Below are 14422 nucleotides of genomic sequence, written 5' to 3'. Positions count from 1 at the left end.
TCCTTTTTTCTGAGAGACAAAAAATACACATAACGATCATAATTTAGCAACCTTGTGTGGCGCGAATGAACCAAATGATACATATTCAGGGCTCACGTCCGCTGATGACACGAGGATCTATGCTGCGCTCAATCGCCACCGTCTCGATTTCCGGTACCTTACCTGAAAAGCTTCACGCCATTGCCGCTGCGGGTTATCAGGGCGTCGAAATCTTCGAAAACGATCTGCTCTATTATACGGGCACGCCGGCGGATATTCGTAACCTGGCGGCTGATTTAGGGCTAAAAATCACGCTTTTTCAACCCTTTCGCGATTTTGAAGGCGCCAGCCGCGCGCAGTTTGCGGCCAATCTGGCGCGCGCGAAACGAAAATTCGCGCTGATGCATGAGCTCGGCTGCGACACTATGCTGCTGTGCAGCAACGTACAGCCGGACTGCTCCGCCGATATCGCCCTGCAGGTGGCCGACCTTCGCGCCCTGGCGGATCTGGCGGAGCAGGAGGGCATTATCGTCGGCTATGAGGCGCTGGCCTGGGGGACTCACGTTAACCTCTGGCATCAGGCCTGGGAGCGGGTAAAAGCGGTGAACAGCCCGGCGATGGGCATCGTACTCGACAGCTTCCACATCCTGGCGCGCGGCGACGATCTGGCGCGCCTGCACGAGGTACCGGTGGATAAAGTCACCTTCCTGCAGCTTGCCGACGCGCCGCTGATGAAGATGGATGTCCTCGAATGGAGCCGCCATTTCCGCTGCTTCCCCGGCCAGGGGCAGCTGCCGCTGGTGGATTTTGCCTGCGAGCTGACCCGCTGCGGCTATCGCGGCCCGTGGTCGCTGGAGATCTTTAACGATGGTTTTCGCGCCTCGCCGAACGGCGCGACGGCGAAGGACGGCTACCGTTCGCTGCTGTGGCTGGAGGAGCAGACCCGGCGCCGGCTGGCGAGCAGCGATGCGGCGCTGTTTGACGCGCCGGAGCCTGCGCACTACGCCGGGCTGGAGTTTATTGAGTTTGCCGCCAGCCCCTCCGAGGCCAAAGCTCTCGGCCAGCGCCTGGCGCAGCTGGGTTTTCAGCAGGAGGGCCAGCATCGTTCTAAACAGGTGGTGCTGTGGCGTAACGGGGCGGCAAGAGCCGTCGTCAACTTTCAGCCGCACAGCTGGGCCGACCATTTTTACCAGCGCCACGGGATCTCGCTGTGCGCGATGGCCCTTGGCGTCAGCCGCAGCGCGCCGATTATTGCCCGCGCTCGCGCCTACGGCTACGCCACCTGGCAGGGCGACGCCGGGCCGAATGAAAGCCCGATCCCGGCGGTTTGCGCCCCGGACGGCAGCCTGATTTATCTGATTGAGCACGGGGACGATATCTATGCCCGCGATTTCCACCTGCAGCCGTCAGCGGCCGTACGCGATGATTACGGCGGCATCGATCACCTGGCGCTCGGGATGGAGGCGGACAGCCGCGATAACTGGATTATCTTCTTCCGCACGGTGTTCGGCTTTACGCTCGAACACGAACAGACGCTGCCGGACCCGTACGGTCTGGTGCGCAGCCTCGCGGTGCACAGCCCGCAGGGCAACGTCCGCCTGGCGCTAAATATTTCTCAAAGCCGCGCGACGCAGATTGCCCGCTCCGTTGCCTGTTATCAGGGCGCGGGGCTGCAGCATGCGGCCTTCGCCTGCCGGGACCTGCCGGCCACCCTCGATAGCCTGCCTGAGGTCTCCCTCGACGCGCTGCCGATCCCGGCAAACTACTACGAGGATTTAGCGGCGCGCTTTGGCGCCGACGAGCGCGTGGCGCTGTTCAAACGTCTGCAGCTCCTCTATGACCACGATGGTCAGGGCGGTGAATTCCTGCATCTCTACACCCGACCGTTCTCATCGGGGCGCTTTTTCTTTGAATTAACCGAAAGACGCGGCGGCTACGCGCTCTACGGCGCGGCAAACGCGGCGGTACGTCTTTCGGCGATGCAGTACGGCTAGTTTGTATCAAATGGTTCATTAAGTGCGTATCCCCCATACAATAACAACATTCATCTGCACCCCACGCACCGCATCATTCGCGCTGCGCTAAGGCGGCAACGTGCCTGCCGTCCGCGCAAAAAGCGCGGGTGATAACGTGTCTATGACAGGAAACGACTATGAGTTCTTATAGCCATAACCACGCGGCGACGGCAGAGACCGCGACCACCGCTCGCCGCTCCCGGCGGCGGATCGGGATCCTTTCGCTGCTGGCCGTCGGTACGATGATTAACTACCTTGACCGCACGGTATTAGGCATTGCGGCCCCCAGCCTAACCTCCGAGCTCGGCATTGATGCTGCGGTGATGGGGATCGTCTTCTCCGCCTTCGCCTGGACCTACGCGCTGGCGCAGATCCCCGGCGGCCTGTTTCTCGACCGCTTCGGCAACAAGGTGACCTATTTCCTGTCGTTGACCCTGTGGTCGCTGTTTACCCTGTTTCACGGCATGGCGGTTGGCCTCAAGACGCTGCTGCTTTGCCGTTTTGGCCTTGGGGTCAGCGAAGCGCCGTGCTTTCCGGTCAACAGCCGGGTAGTGAGCGCCTGGTTTCCCCAGCAGGAGCGGGCCAAAGCCACCGCGGTGTATACGGTGGGCGAATATCTTGGGCTGGCCTGCTTCTCGCCGCTGCTGTTCTGGATCATGGGCAGCTTCGGCTGGCGGACGCTGTTTATCAGCGTCGGTGCGGTCGGGGTGCTTTTTGCGCTGGTGTGGTGGCGCTGCTACCGTGAGCCGCACGAGGATAAGCAGCTTAGCCCGCAGGAGCGTGACCATATCGCCAGCGGCGGCGGCATGACTACCGCGACGCAGCAGCGGATGGTTTTCAGCTGGCCGCTGGTCCGCCAGCTGCTCGGCAAGCGGCAGATCCTCGGCGCCAGCATCGGTCAGTTTGCCGGCAATACGGTACTGGTCTTTTTCCTGACCTGGTTCCCAACCTACCTGGCGACCGAGCGCCACATGCCGTGGCTGAAGGTGGGTTTCTTCGCCATCCTGCCGTTCCTTGCCGCCGCCGGCGGGGTGATGTTCGGCGGCTGGGTCTCCGACAGGCTGCTGAAGGCCACCGGCTCGGCGAACCTCGGGCGCAAGCTGCCTATCGTTGCCGGCCTGCTGATGGCCAGCACCATTATCTCCGCCAACTGGCTGACCAGCGATCTGGCGGTGATCCTCGTGATGTCCTTCGCCTTCTTTGGTCAGGGCATGGTCGGCCTCGGCTGGACGCTGATTTCCGATATCGCCCCGCAGGGGCTGGGCGGGCTGACCGGCGGGCTGTTCAACTTCTGCGCCAATCTGGCCGGGATCCTCACGCCGCTGATTATTGGCTTTATCGTCGCGGCCTTCGGCAGCTTCTTCTACGCGCTGGTCTATATCGGCGGCGCGGCGCTGCTCGGGGTGGTGGCGTATCTGTTTATTCTCGGCGACGTCAAACGCATCGAGCTGGCAAAATAAGGAAAGGGATAGAACATGGTGATTAGTGGCAACACGCGGCTGATAGCCCATCTTGGCTATCCAACCGCCAGTTTTAAGGCGCCGATGATTTATAACCCGTGGCTGGCAAACCAGCAGGTGGACGTTAAAGTGGTGCCGATGGGGGTCAAGCCGGAGGATTATGCCGCCTTTATCGCGCCGCTGTTCTCGATGACCAACATCGTCGGCGCGCTGGTCACCATGCCGCACAAGATTGCCACCTGCGGCCTGGTGCAGCATCTCAGCCCGGCGGCGGCCATTGCCGGGGCGTGTAACGCCATTCGCCGCGAGGCCGACGGCAGCCTGAGCGGGGATATGTTTGACGGCGACGGCTTCGTCCTTGGCATCCGCCGCAAGGGCTTTCAGCCCCAGGGCGCGCGGGCGCTGGTGGTCGGCTGCGGCGGCGTCGGTTCGGCGATCGCCGCGTCGCTGGCGGCGGCGGGGGTCAGGGCCCTGACGCTCTACGATAGCCATCCGCAGGCAGCGCAGGCGCTGGCCGGGCGCCTGCTGCAGCACTATCCGGCGCTGGATCTCAGCCTGATGCAGCGCGATCCGCAGGGGCATGACCTGGTGGTCAACGCCACGCCGCTGGGCATGAAGGCCGACGACCCGCTGCCGCTGGATCCGCAGCGGATGTCGCCCGCCTGCTGGGTGGGAGAAGTGGTGATGACCCACGAAATGACGCCGCTGCTGCGGGCGGCGCAGGCGCGGGGCTGCGCGATCCAGCGCGGTACCGACATGCTGTTTGAGATGATCCCCGCCTATTTGCGCTTTTTCAATTTACCGGTGGCGACGCCGGAGCGGCTGCGGGAGCTGGCGGAAATTCGCTACTGAAACGCGCTCGGGCCGGTTACCATAACCACCATTTCCGGACTTGAGCGAGAGATCTATGACACCGCGAATCGTTCTGCTGGCGGCGGGGAGCCTGAAAGGCGCCTTTGTCCCGCTGCTGGCGCGTTTTCAGCAGGTTACCGGCATTGAGGTCGAGGCGCATTTTGGTCCCGCGGGCCTGCTGCGCGAGCGAATTGAGGCCGGGGAGCGCTGCTCGGTTTTCGCCTCCGCCAACGGCCAGCATCCGCAGGCGCTGCGGCAGGCGGGTCTGGTGGGCGAGTGCCGGGCGTTTGCCGCTAACCGGCTGATGCTCACCGTACGACGAACCGCCGCCGGCGAGGAGGCCGACTGGCTGACGCTGCTCCGCGACCCGCAGCTGCGCCTGGCGACCTCAACGCCGGGCTGCGATCCCTCCGGCGACTACACCTGGCAGCTGTTCGCACGAATTGAGGCCGGCTATCCGGGAGCCGGACGGGAGATGATGGCCCGCGCCCGGCAGCTGGTGGGAGGAAGAAACTCGCTAAAGGTCCCGCCGGGCAGCACGGCGGCAGCCTGGCTGATTGGCGAAGGGTTGGCCGACCTGTTTATCGGCTACGCCCACTACGCCAGCCAGATGCCGGCCGGCGACGCGCTGCGCTGTGTTGTCATTCCGCCGCCGTGGAACGTGCGCGCCGACTACTACCTGGCACCAATCGACGAGAGCGCCGAGGCGCAGCGGCTCTGCCGCTTTATTCTCGGCGACGAGGGGCAGGGCTTCCTGCGCGCGGCGGGCTTTTTGCCGCTCAGCGGCGGATCGTAAACTGCGGCGCCAGCAGCGGCACGGCCGAGCCGGGGTGGTCGATTTTGCGGACCGGTAAACCGTAGGCGCGCTGCAGATTGGCTTCGCTCAGCACCTCGGCGGACTCGCCCGCCAGCCATTCGCCCTCGGGCAGCAGGAGTAAGGTGTGGCTGGCTATCTGCAGGGCGTGGGTCGGATCGTGGGTGGTGAACAGCACCGTTCGCGTCTGGCGATGCGCCAGATCGCTAATCAGCTGCAGCACCACCTGCTGGTTGGCGAGATCCAGCGCCGAACAGGGCTCGTCGAGCAGGATATTCTGGCTGGCGCCCACCAGCGCGCGGGCGATCAGCACCAGCTGCTGCTGGCCGCCGGAGAGCGCGCGAAAGGCGGCGGCCGCCAGATGCGCAATTCCCAGCTGGCGCAGCGCCTCCAGCACCTGCCGTCGGTCCTCGGCGCCGGGCTGGGCAAACAGATCGACGTGGCGAGCCCGGCCCATCAGCACCACCTCCTGCACCTGCCAGCCGAACGCCGGGCGAAAAGATTGCGGCACGATGGCGGTGCCGCCGATCGATTCAAACCGGCCGCCGAGCGGCGCCAGCACGCCGGTCAGCGTATCAAGCAGCGTGCTTTTTCCGCGCCCGTTAGCGCCCAGGATCGCCCAGACTTCGCCGGAGCGGCAGCGCAGGCTAAGCGGGGCGAACAGCGGCTGACGATGACCATAGAGCAGCTGCGTCAGGCTAAGAGAGGCCTCCATCAGGCGGTTCCTCGACGACGGGAATGGAAAAGCAGCCAGCTAAACAGCGGCGCGCCGAGCAGGGCGGTGATAATCCCGATCGGGATCTCCGCCTGAGTTAAGGTGCGGGCCAGGCTGTCCACCACCACCATAAAGCCGCCGCCGAGCCAGAAGGCGGTTGGCAGCAGGCGCCGGTGGTCGGCGCCGACCAGCAGACGGGCAAGGTGCGGGATAACCAGCCCGACCCAGGCTATGCTGCCGCTGACCGCCACCTGCGCGGCCACCAGCACGGCGCAGCAGACCAGCACGCTGCGCCGCAGCGCGACGACCGAGACCCCCAGCCCGCGGGCGTCCTTCTCCTCCAGCGCCAGCAGGTTAATCCGCCAGCGCAGCCGATAGAGCAGGGTTGCGGCGGCGATAACCGGCAGCGCCATCAGCAGCACCTTATGCCAGTTAGCGGTGGCGAAGCTGCCCAGCAGCCAGAAGACGATATTCGGCAGCGTCTCTTCGCTATCGGCCAGATACTGCATCAGGCTGACCAGGGCGGCAAAAAAGCCGCTGAGGATAATGCCCGAGAGGATCAGCACCAGGGTATTTTCCCGCCCCTGCAGCGCGGCAATCAGGTACACCAGCATCAGCGCCAGCAGGCCAAACCCGAACGTCGAGGCCATCATCAGCAGCGTGTCGAGGCCTAAGAGGATCGCCAGGGTTCCGCCGAAGGCGGAGCCGGAGGTCACGCCGATGATATGCGGGTCGACCAGCGGGTTTTGAAAGACCCCCTGCAGCGTGGCCCCGCACAGGCCCAGCGCGCCGCCGGCCAGCAGCGCCATCACCACCCGCGGCAGGCGCACCGACCAGACGATCTGCCCGGCCACGCCGTCGGCGGGCGACAGGTGGCCCAGCTGGCGAAAGACCTCGCCGAGGCTCAGCGGATACTGGCCTAAACAGAGTGAGGTCACGGCAATCAGCAGCGTTGCCAGCGCCAGTCCACCCTGCAGCAGGGCCGGATGACGATTACTGAGCATCCAGCGTCCATTTTACGCGGTAGAAGCGCTGGTAATAGTCCTGCGCCCTGGCGTCGACGTCGACGGTGCTATAGCGGGACGGATAGAGCTTTTTCGCCATCCACAGTTCGCCGATCGCCAGCGCTTCCGGCATCGGGTAGCCCCAGGCCTTGGCGTATTCCGGCATCAGCCACACGCGATGGTTTTTCACCGCGTCGATCCCCTGCCACTGCGGGTCGCTGGTTATTTGTTTTACCACTTCCGGATAGCGGTCCTGGACAAAAATCACCTGCGGGTTCCACTGCAGCACCTGCTCCAGCGAGACCTGACGCGCGCCCTTCACCGAGGCGGCCGCCACGTTCAGGGCCCCCGCGTGCTTCATCATCAGGCCGGTATACTTCCCGGAGCCGTAGGTATTGAGATCGGGGTTAGCCATATAGACCCGCACCCGCTGGCCGTCGGGAATGTCGGCCACCGGGGCGTTGGCCTGCGCCCGGGCGCTATAGGTGTAGCGAATCAGCTCTTCCGCCTCGGCCTTGCGATTAACCACCTCGCCAATCAGGCGAATGCCCTGTTTCAATCCTTCGCTATAGGCCTGCTCTTCGTCGGCCATCGACGGGTTCATTTTGTTCTTTTCACCGTCGGCGTCCTGGCGCAGCGACACGGCGACGACCGGGATCCCGGCATTCTGGATCTGCTGGATCATCGCCTGGGGCGCGTAGTTGGCGACGAACACCACCTGCGGGTGCAGCGCCAGCAGGCTTTCGATATTGACCTGGGTTAAATCCCCCGGCGTTGGCAGCCCTTCGATGGCGGGCATAAAGCGCGCAAAGGCCGGGCCGAGCTGCTTTTTCCAGCTGCTCATGACGCCGACAACGTCGTCGGCGGCGTTAAGCTGCACCAGCAGGTTCAGGGTCTGGTGCTGGAGCACGACGACGCGGTTAACGCGATCGGGCAGGGTGACTTCGCGTCCGGTCTGGTCGGTGAGGGTGCGATCGGCAAAAGCGTTCGCGGCGAACAGCGTGCTGGTAACCAGCGTCAGGCTGAGTAAGAAACGAGGTAGTGTGGACATAGGCGGCTCGGTTAGAGAGTAAAGAATCGTTGTGCATTAAAATATATAGCGTTGGCGGAAGCAACGCTAAACGTCGCGTATACCCCTTAAGATCAAGATGTTTTGACGCATGCTCCCGCGGACGGGCCGCCTTGCGCATCCGCCGACTTTGGCATACGGTAAATCATCATTAATTCATTTTGCCGCCATCATGTCCTTTCAATCCCGGTTATTAAGCGCTATTCCCGGCATCCGCCACGCCTTCCTCGACGTGCACGAGACCGCCGCCTTTCCCTACGCTGAGATGGCGCCGGTTAAGCTGGTGCACGGCAACGTTGTCCATCACTATCGGGCCCCGTTGGCGGAACGGCCGCACGCCGACGCGGTGTTCACCGCCCTGAGCGGGCAGAAAGTGGGAGTGGTGACCGCGGACTGTCTGCCGATGCTGATGGCCTCCCGCGACGGGCGCTACGTCTGCAGCGTCCATGCCGGCTGGCGCGGGGCGGCGAGCGGGATCGTCGAAAACAGCCTGGCGCTGTTCCGCGAGCATCGGGTGGCACCGGAGGAGGTAGTGGTGGCGATCGGGCCGCATATCCAGGCCTGCTGCTATGAAGTCTCCGGCGAATTTTATCAGATCCTGCTGACGATGCCGGCGGGGGCGCTGGCGCGGCGGCATCGCGACCGCCTGTTCCATCATCGCCCCGCGCAGCCCGCCAGAGCGGAGCAGGCCCGGGGAACGGAGGCGGAGAGTTTGTGGTTCGATCTGCGGGCTTTTGCCGGGCTGCTGCTGCAGCGCGCCGGCGTGGCGGATGAAAACGTCGAGTGGCTGGGCAGCTGCACCTACTGCACGCCGCAGACGCTGGGCTCCTTCCGCCGGCGCACCCATTTCCCGGCAGCGAAAAGCTTCCAGTACTCGTGGATTATGCGTGCGCCCGCTGCGTAAACGCGGCAGCGCCGGCTAGCGCACCCTAAAGCCGTGGGTGGCGTCGCGCGCCAGCTGGTCGACGAGCCCGAACTCCCAGTCAAGATAGGCCTGCATCGCCTCGGGAGAGTTATCCGTTCCCTCGTACGGGCGGCGATAGCGATCGCTGGGTTCGCTCGCCAGGCGCGTATTGCCCCGCTCCAGCGGCAGGTCCGCCGCGATCCACGCCTGCGTGCCGCCGCGCAGCAGCTCTACCGGCTTACCGGTGAGCGCCGCGACTTCGGTGACAGCGTAACGCGCAAGCAGGCTGCTGCCGCAGGTAAGCACGTAGCGCTCGGCGGGCGGGATCGCCTCCAGCGCCTGCCTGAGTTCGGAGCGCACCAGCCACCAGGCGCCGGGAATATGCCGCGCCGCGTAGTTGGCGCTGGTGGTGAAATCCAGCACCGCGGTGCCCGGTTCATTCAGCAGCTCCGCCAGCCGCTGGGGGGCGATCTCTTCCGCTACCGGGGCCGGCGGGACGCTGGCTGCCGGTACGCCGCGCTCGCTAAACTCTGCCAGATTAGCTTCGCGCAGCACCGCCACCTCCCAACCCATCTGCGCCAGCCAGGAGGCGGTGATGGCCGCGCGAACGCCGTCATCGTCCAGCGCGACGATCCGCGCCCCGCGCACGCTGGCGTGGTGGTCGGTCTCCTGCACCAGCTGCCCACCGGGAGCGCTAAGGCTGCCGGGCAGGTGGCCGGCGGCGTACTCCTCCGGGCTGCGGACGTCGAACAGATAGGTGGTGCGGTCCTCCTGGCGCCGCCAGCGCTGCAGCGTAGTCTCATCAATAAACGCCACCCCGGCGCTTTCGGCCAGCGCGCGCACCTGCTGGCGCCGCGCCGTCGACGCCTGCTGCTCCGGGTCATAGCGCCGCTGCTGGCCGTGCTCCAGCGCCAGCCCGGCCAGCGTCCAGCCGATGGTGCCGTTACGCAGGGCGTAGACCGGATTACGCACTCCGGCGTTGCGCAGCGACTGGGCGCCGATAATGCTGCGGGTGCGTCCCGCGCAGTTAACCACGATCGGCGTCTGCTCCGAGGTCACGAGGCCGTCAACCCGCAGCGCCAGCTCGCCGCCGGGAACGCTGATGCTGCCGGGAATGCTCATGGTCTGATACTCATCGAAGCGCCGGGCGTCGAGCACCACCACCGGCTGCGGGCCGTCAATCAGCGCCTGAACCTCCTGCGCGCTCAGCGAAGGCGTATGGCGCTGGTTCTCGACCAGCTCGCCAAACGCTTTGCTCGGGGAGTTGACGTCCTGAAACAGCTCTCCACCGCTGCGCTGCCAGCCCGCCAGCCCCCCGTCGAGCAGGGCAACGTCGCGGTAGCCCCAGCCGCGCAGGCGTTCGAGAGCGACTATTGCAAGGCCTTCACCGCTATCGTAAACGGTTATCGGCGTCGTCAGGCGCGGCACCCGGCGGCTAATTTCCAGCTCCAGCTTGCTGAGCGGCAGGTTCGCGGCGAACAGCGGATGCGCGGTGGCGAAGTGCGCTTCTTCACGCACGTCGATCAGCGCCAGCTCCGCGCCGTCGAGCAGCGCCTGGCGGATCTGTGCGGCCTGGCGTAGGGAGTGTTCGGGCATATTAATTATCCTTAGAGAGATCCCAGAGATTGGGTAAATGGCGGTTGGAGTAGCCGGAGATAAAGGGTTTGCTGACTCCTTCCGGGGTATACACGGCGCGCCTGACGGCGCCGATATTGCCGCCGTAAACGTGGATGCTGATCGATACCCTGTCCGCCAGCGCGTTGCTGACCCGGTGAATATCGCCGTCGCGGGCGGAGACTTTTTCGACCTCGCCGGGGGAGAGGCGCTGGGCGATACCGTCAGCTACCGGCGTGCCGGCGTCGTCGAGACGGTAGCGCTGATTCTCTTCCGCCCCGCGCAGCATGCCGATCGCGCCCCACACCCGGTGGTCGTGGATCGGCGTCGACTGTCCCGGTCCCCAGACGAAGCTGACGATTGAAAAGCGCTGCCCGGAGTCGGCGTGCAGCAGATACTGCTGATAATGGTGGGGATGCGGCAGGGCGTACTCGTCCGGCAGCCAGTCATCCTGCTTCACCAGCGCCGCCAGCCGCAGGGCCACCGCGTCCAGCAGCGGCTCCGGCCGGCCGATCTCGCGATGCAGGACGTCAACGTCTTGAATAAAATGGCGTAATTTTTCCAGTCGGGATGTGCTCATCATCGGTTCCTGTCAGAGGGGCTGGTCAATACGCTAACAAAGGCGTTAATATTATTTAAATGCAATTTCCGCATATATTAATATGCAAAATAAACATTAAGAGTCTGGCGAGGCCGACTCTAAGGAATCTATGCGTATTGACGACATCGACGCCCTGCTAGCCACCGTACAGTTCTCCTCCCTGAATCAGGCGGCGGAATATCTGGGTATTACCCAGTCGGCGATCACCCGTCGCCTGCAGCGGCTGGAGCAGACGCTGAACGTGACCCTGCTGGAGCGGCAGACCCGGCCGCTGACCCTGACCGCCGCCGGGCATCGCGTCTACGAGCAGTGCCTGACCATCAAGCGGGAAACCAAAAAGCTCTACGGGCTGCTGGACCCGGAGGCGGAGCCGCGCGGGGTTCTGCGCCTTGGCCTGCCGCAGAGCGTGGCGGAAATCGGCCTCCAGCCGGCGCTGACGGCGCTGCGTCAGCAGTTCCCGCACCTCCAGCCGCAGGTGACCTGCGGCTGGAGCGCTCAGCTGCAGAAGCGTCTGGAGAGCGTCGAGCTTGACGGCGTGCTGGCGATGGGCCCGGCGCAGCAGGCCTTCGCGGAGGGCTACAGCGGGCGGCTGCTCTGTCCGCTGGATATCGTGGTGATTGCCGGCAGGAGCCTGCGCCTCTCCGCCGGGGCGCTGCGGGAGTGTGCGGCGCACGGCTGGGTGCTCAATCCCGACGGCTGCGGGCTGCGGGCGGGATTGATCCGCGAGCTGCAGGCCCAGGGGCTGCGGCTGCAGCTGAATACCGAGACCGCGGGGGCCCAGCTGCAGATTGGCCTGGTGGCGCAGGGGCTGGGATTGGGCATCGTCCCCCGGGCGGCGCTGGCGGCCAGCCCGTGGCGCGATGAGATTAGCATCCTGGCGTTAGCCGATTTCCAGCCCGCGGTCTGCCTGTGGCAAATCAGCGCCCAGAATTTGGCTAATCTCCAGCAGCCGCTGACTTTTTTTGCCGCCAAAATCGTGCAGCAGCTCGCTTCATCTGACTGAAAAATAGGTGTAATTTATCTAAATGCTGATTTAGCATATTAAGATATGATAAAAATGCATTTTGTTCATTAATCTCCGGTGTATAGGGTAACGATATTGCGCCGCCGCCGCGGCCGGCCCGTTACCCTGACCCAAGGAGTTTGTATGAGCATTCAGTTTCTCGGCATGATCGGCCACCGTCTTGCGTCCGAAACTATCGCCCCGGTAGGGCCGATTTTTGACCGCGACTATATCGTTCGTTTTGCTCAGGCGCACGAGGCCGCCGGCTTTGACCGGCTGCTGGTGGGGCATTGGTCCGATCAGCCCGATGGATTTCTGGTCACCGCCCTGGCCGGGCTGTCGACGCAAAAAATCAATTTTCTGCTCGCCCACCGCCCGGGTTTTGTTTCGCCAACCCTCGCCGCGCGAAAATTCGCCACCCTTGAGCATCTGCTCGGCGGCCGCCTCGCGGTGCACATTATCAGCGGCGGCAACGATGCCGAACAGCGCCGCGACGGCGACTATCTCAATCACGACCGGCGCTATGCGCGCACCGACGCCTTCCTTGAGACGGTACGCGAAATCTGGACCGCGGAGCAGCCGGTCGATATCGCCAATGAGTTCTACCAGGCCGAGCAGGCATGGTCGGCCATTCGTCCGCTGCAAAAGCCGCATATTCCGCTCTATTTTGGCGGCTCTTCAGAAGCCGCCATTCGGGTGGCCGGTAAGCACGCCGACGTCTTTGCCCTGTGGGGAGAGTCGCTGGGGCAAACCCAGGAGACGGTGAAGCGGGTGCGGGCTGAAGCGGCTAAACATCAGCGCGAAATTGATTTCAGCGTCTCCTTCCGACCGATTATCGCCGACAGCGAAGCGCAGGCCTGGGAAAAAGCCGAGCATATCTTACACGTGGCCTCAGAGCGCGCGGCGCAGACCGACGGCGGATTTAAGGCCAAGCCGGAGAGCGTCGGCGCCCAGCGCCTGCGGGCGACGGCGGAGCAGGGAAACGTGGTGGATAAGCGCCTGTGGACCGGTATTGCGAAGCTGGTGGGCGGCGGGCATAACTCCACCGCGCTGGTGGGGACGCCGGAACAGGTTGCCGACGCGCTGCTCGACTACTACGACCTGGGGGTGCACAACTTCCTGATCCGCGGCTTCGACCCGCTCAACGATGCGCAGGAGTACGGCAAGGCGCTGCTGCCGATCGCCCGCGAAAAGGCGGCGCTGCGGGCGGCTAAGGCGCGGGTATCGTGAGCTATCCTCCCCAGGCTCCGCCTCGGCCGGCGGCCAGCTGGCCGCAGCGGCTGACGGAGATCCGCCGGCAGATGGCGGAACGGGCGGCAGAACTTGACCAGAGCGGCGAGTTTCCCCGCCATAACCTCGACCTGCTGCACCGGGAGGGCTTTCTGAGTCTGGCCACGCCGCGGCGCTACGGCGGCGCGCAGGCGGACCTGCTGCAGCTGCAGGAGGCGATTTCTGCCATCGCGTGGGGCGAGCCGGCGACGGCGCTGATCGTCTGCATGCAGTATCTGCACCATCTGCGGCTGGCGGAGAGCGAAGGCTGGGCGGAGCCGCTGTGCGAGCGGGTCTTTCGCGACGCCGTCGAGCGCGGCGGCCTCATCAACAGCCTGCGGGTTGAACCTGAGCTCGGCTCCCCGGCGCGCGGCGGCCTGCCGCAAACCGTCGCCGCCCGCACCGCGCAGGGCTGGCGGCTCAACGGCCACAAGCTCTACACCACCGGCGTTGAGGGGCTGAGCTGGCTGGCGGTCTGGGCGCGGAGCGATGACCCCGACCCGCTGGTGGGGACCTGGCTGGTGCCGGCTAAAAGTGACGGCGTCACTATCGTCAGGAGCTGGGATCACGTGGGAATGCGCGCCACCGGCAGCCATGAAGCGATCTTCAGCAACGTGCTGCTGGCGCCGGAGAGCGCGGTGGAGACCTGGCCCGCGGCGACGCCGCCGGGGCCGAATGCCGAACAGACGCGGCTGTTTGCCAACCGCCACGCGGCGCTGCTGGCGGCCATTTACGACAGCGTCGCCTGCGCCGCGCGCGACTGGCTGCTGGGCTGGCTGCGTTCGCGTATCCCCGGAAGCCTTGGGCAGCCGCTGAGCCAGCTGCCGCGGGTGCAGGAAAAAGTCGGGCAGATCGACAGCGCGCTGCTGACCAACCGCTGCCTGCTGCAGCGGGCGGCCGCGCTGGGGTTTACCGCCGCTGAAGCCAATCTGGCGAAGGTGACCATCACCGACAACGCCATTCTGGCGGTAGGCCAGGCGCTGGAGCTCACCGGCAATCACGGGCTCAGCCGCCAGCACCCTCTGGAGCGCCACTACCGCAACGTGCTGTGCGGGCGGGTGCACACGCCGCAGAGCGACAGCGCCTGGCAGGCGGCGGGTAAACAGGCTTTTCAACTATAAGG

At 64.8% G+C, this 14422-nt stretch carries 13 protein-coding genes; 8 read left to right on the top strand and 5 right to left on the bottom strand.

Annotated features, from left to right (window positions below; all coding sequences use genetic code 11):
• Positions 1–119: 119 nt before the first annotated feature.
• The 4 genes from EDF75_RS07185 to EDF75_RS07170 all read left to right on the top strand — a co-directional run bounded on the left by EDF75_RS07185 (position 120) and on the right by EDF75_RS07170 (position 5102).
• Positions 120–1973 (top strand): bifunctional sugar phosphate isomerase/epimerase/4-hydroxyphenylpyruvate dioxygenase family protein, encoded by a 1854-nt coding sequence (locus tag EDF75_RS07185; RefSeq protein WP_133598190.1) that lies wholly within the window; start codon positions 120–122, stop codon positions 1971–1973.
• Positions 1974–2131: 158 nt separating this feature from the next.
• Positions 2132–3454 (top strand): MFS transporter, encoded by a 1323-nt coding sequence (locus tag EDF75_RS07180; RefSeq protein WP_133598188.1) that lies wholly within the window; start codon positions 2132–2134, stop codon positions 3452–3454.
• 15 nt (positions 3455–3469) lie between these two features.
• On the top strand, positions 3470–4306 hold the full coding sequence (locus EDF75_RS07175; RefSeq protein WP_133598186.1) for a shikimate dehydrogenase family protein: 837 nt from the start codon (positions 3470–3472) through the stop codon (positions 4304–4306).
• 55 nt (positions 4307–4361) lie between these two features.
• Positions 4362–5102, top strand: coding sequence for a substrate-binding domain-containing protein (locus EDF75_RS07170; RefSeq protein WP_133598184.1), 741 nt, complete (start codon positions 4362–4364; stop codon positions 5100–5102).
• Here EDF75_RS07170 and EDF75_RS07165 read toward each other — a convergent pair.
• From EDF75_RS07165 to EDF75_RS07155, 3 genes are read right to left on the bottom strand one after another with little or no spacing between them, the layout of a single operon-like run.
• Positions 5086–5835 carry an ABC transporter ATP-binding protein gene (locus EDF75_RS07165; RefSeq protein ID WP_133598182.1) on the bottom strand — a complete coding sequence of 250 codons (750 nt, stop codon included), beginning with the start codon at positions 5833–5835 and terminating at the stop codon, positions 5086–5088. The genes EDF75_RS07170 and EDF75_RS07165 overlap by 17 nt on opposite strands.
• Entirely contained in the window at positions 5835–6839 is a 1005-nt protein-coding gene (locus tag EDF75_RS07160) for a FecCD family ABC transporter permease (RefSeq protein WP_133598180.1), read from the bottom strand. The genes EDF75_RS07165 and EDF75_RS07160 overlap by 1 nt, the downstream gene beginning before the upstream one ends.
• Positions 6829–7890 (bottom strand): ABC transporter substrate-binding protein, encoded by a 1062-nt coding sequence (locus EDF75_RS07155; RefSeq protein ID WP_133598178.1) that lies wholly within the window; start codon positions 7888–7890, stop codon positions 6829–6831. Before EDF75_RS07155 ends, EDF75_RS07160 begins: the two co-directional genes overlap by 11 nt.
• Before the next feature lie 190 nt (positions 7891–8080).
• Here EDF75_RS07155 and EDF75_RS07150 point away from each other — a divergent pair, with 190 nt between their 5' ends.
• A complete protein-coding gene (locus EDF75_RS07150; RefSeq protein WP_133598176.1) occupies positions 8081–8812 on the top strand; it encodes a purine nucleoside phosphorylase YfiH/LACC1 family protein in 732 nt (243 codons plus the stop codon).
• Positions 8813–8827: 15 nt separating this feature from the next.
• Here the strand turns inward: EDF75_RS07150 and EDF75_RS07145 are convergent, their stop codons facing one another.
• Both EDF75_RS07145 and EDF75_RS07140 read right to left on the bottom strand, forming a co-directional pair.
• On the bottom strand, positions 8828–10408 hold the full coding sequence (locus tag EDF75_RS07145) for a rhodanese homology domain-containing protein (RefSeq protein ID WP_133598174.1): 1581 nt from the start codon (positions 10406–10408) through the stop codon (positions 8828–8830).
• 1 nt (position 10409) lies between these two features.
• Entirely contained in the window at positions 10410–11006 is a 597-nt protein-coding gene (locus EDF75_RS07140) for a cysteine dioxygenase family protein (RefSeq protein WP_133598172.1), read from the bottom strand.
• 130 nt (positions 11007–11136) lie between these two features.
• Here EDF75_RS07140 and EDF75_RS07135 point away from each other — a divergent pair, with 130 nt between their 5' ends.
• The 3 genes from EDF75_RS07135 to EDF75_RS07125 all read left to right on the top strand — a co-directional run bounded on the left by EDF75_RS07135 (position 11137) and on the right by EDF75_RS07125 (position 14420).
• Positions 11137–12030: a LysR family transcriptional regulator gene (locus EDF75_RS07135; protein WP_133598170.1), complete on the top strand. Its 894-nt coding sequence runs from the start codon at positions 11137–11139 to the stop codon at positions 12028–12030.
• Positions 12031–12174: 144 nt separating this feature from the next.
• Positions 12175–13260: an LLM class flavin-dependent oxidoreductase gene (locus EDF75_RS07130; RefSeq protein ID WP_133598168.1), complete on the top strand. Its 1086-nt coding sequence runs from the start codon at positions 12175–12177 to the stop codon at positions 13258–13260.
• 71 nt (positions 13261–13331) lie between these two features.
• A complete protein-coding gene (locus tag EDF75_RS07125) occupies positions 13332–14420 on the top strand; it encodes an acyl-CoA dehydrogenase family protein (protein ID WP_133599404.1) in 1089 nt (362 codons plus the stop codon).
• The last annotated feature ends 2 nt before the right edge of the window (positions 14421–14422 follow it).

Origin of the sequence: Klebsiella sp. BIGb0149 (assembly GCF_004362605.1) — a bacterium.
GTDB lineage: Bacteria > Pseudomonadota > Gammaproteobacteria > Enterobacterales > Enterobacteriaceae > Klebsiella > Klebsiella terrigena.
Note: the sequence above shows the minus strand (reverse complement) of the source record. Positions and strands in the feature narration are given on the sequence as shown.

What these genes read in the sequence shown, in the direction of transcription:
- EDF75_RS07155 (WP_133598178.1), bottom strand. Translation starts at nt 7,890, where the DNA reads ATGTCCACACTACCTCGTTTCTTACTCAGCCTGACGCTGGTTACCAGC.
- EDF75_RS07185 (WP_133598190.1), top strand. Translation starts at nt 120, where the DNA reads ATGCTGCGCTCAATCGCCACCGTCTCGATTTCCGGTACCTTACCTGAA.
- EDF75_RS07140 (WP_133598172.1), bottom strand. Translation starts at nt 11,006, where the DNA reads ATGAGCACATCCCGACTGGAAAAATTACGCCATTTTATTCAAGACGTT.
- EDF75_RS07145 (WP_133598174.1), bottom strand. Translation starts at nt 10,408, where the DNA reads ATGCCCGAACACTCCCTACGCCAGGCCGCACAGATCCGCCAGGCGCTG.
- EDF75_RS07130 (WP_133598168.1), top strand. Translation starts at nt 12,175, where the DNA reads ATGAGCATTCAGTTTCTCGGCATGATCGGCCACCGTCTTGCGTCCGAA.
- EDF75_RS07125 (WP_133599404.1), top strand. Translation starts at nt 13,332, where the DNA reads ATGGCGGAACGGGCGGCAGAACTTGACCAGAGCGGCGAGTTTCCCCGC.
- EDF75_RS07160 (WP_133598180.1), bottom strand. Translation starts at nt 6,839, where the DNA reads ATGCTCAGTAATCGTCATCCGGCCCTGCTGCAGGGTGGACTGGCGCTG.
- EDF75_RS07165 (WP_133598182.1), bottom strand. Translation starts at nt 5,835, where the DNA reads ATGGAGGCCTCTCTTAGCCTGACGCAGCTGCTCTATGGTCATCGTCAG.
- EDF75_RS07150 (WP_133598176.1), top strand. Translation starts at nt 8,081, where the DNA reads ATGTCCTTTCAATCCCGGTTATTAAGCGCTATTCCCGGCATCCGCCAC.
- EDF75_RS07180 (WP_133598188.1), top strand. Translation starts at nt 2,132, where the DNA reads ATGAGTTCTTATAGCCATAACCACGCGGCGACGGCAGAGACCGCGACC.
- EDF75_RS07175 (WP_133598186.1), top strand. Translation starts at nt 3,470, where the DNA reads ATGGTGATTAGTGGCAACACGCGGCTGATAGCCCATCTTGGCTATCCA.
- EDF75_RS07135 (WP_133598170.1), top strand. Translation starts at nt 11,137, where the DNA reads ATGCGTATTGACGACATCGACGCCCTGCTAGCCACCGTACAGTTCTCC.
- EDF75_RS07170 (WP_133598184.1), top strand. Translation starts at nt 4,362, where the DNA reads ATGACACCGCGAATCGTTCTGCTGGCGGCGGGGAGCCTGAAAGGCGCC.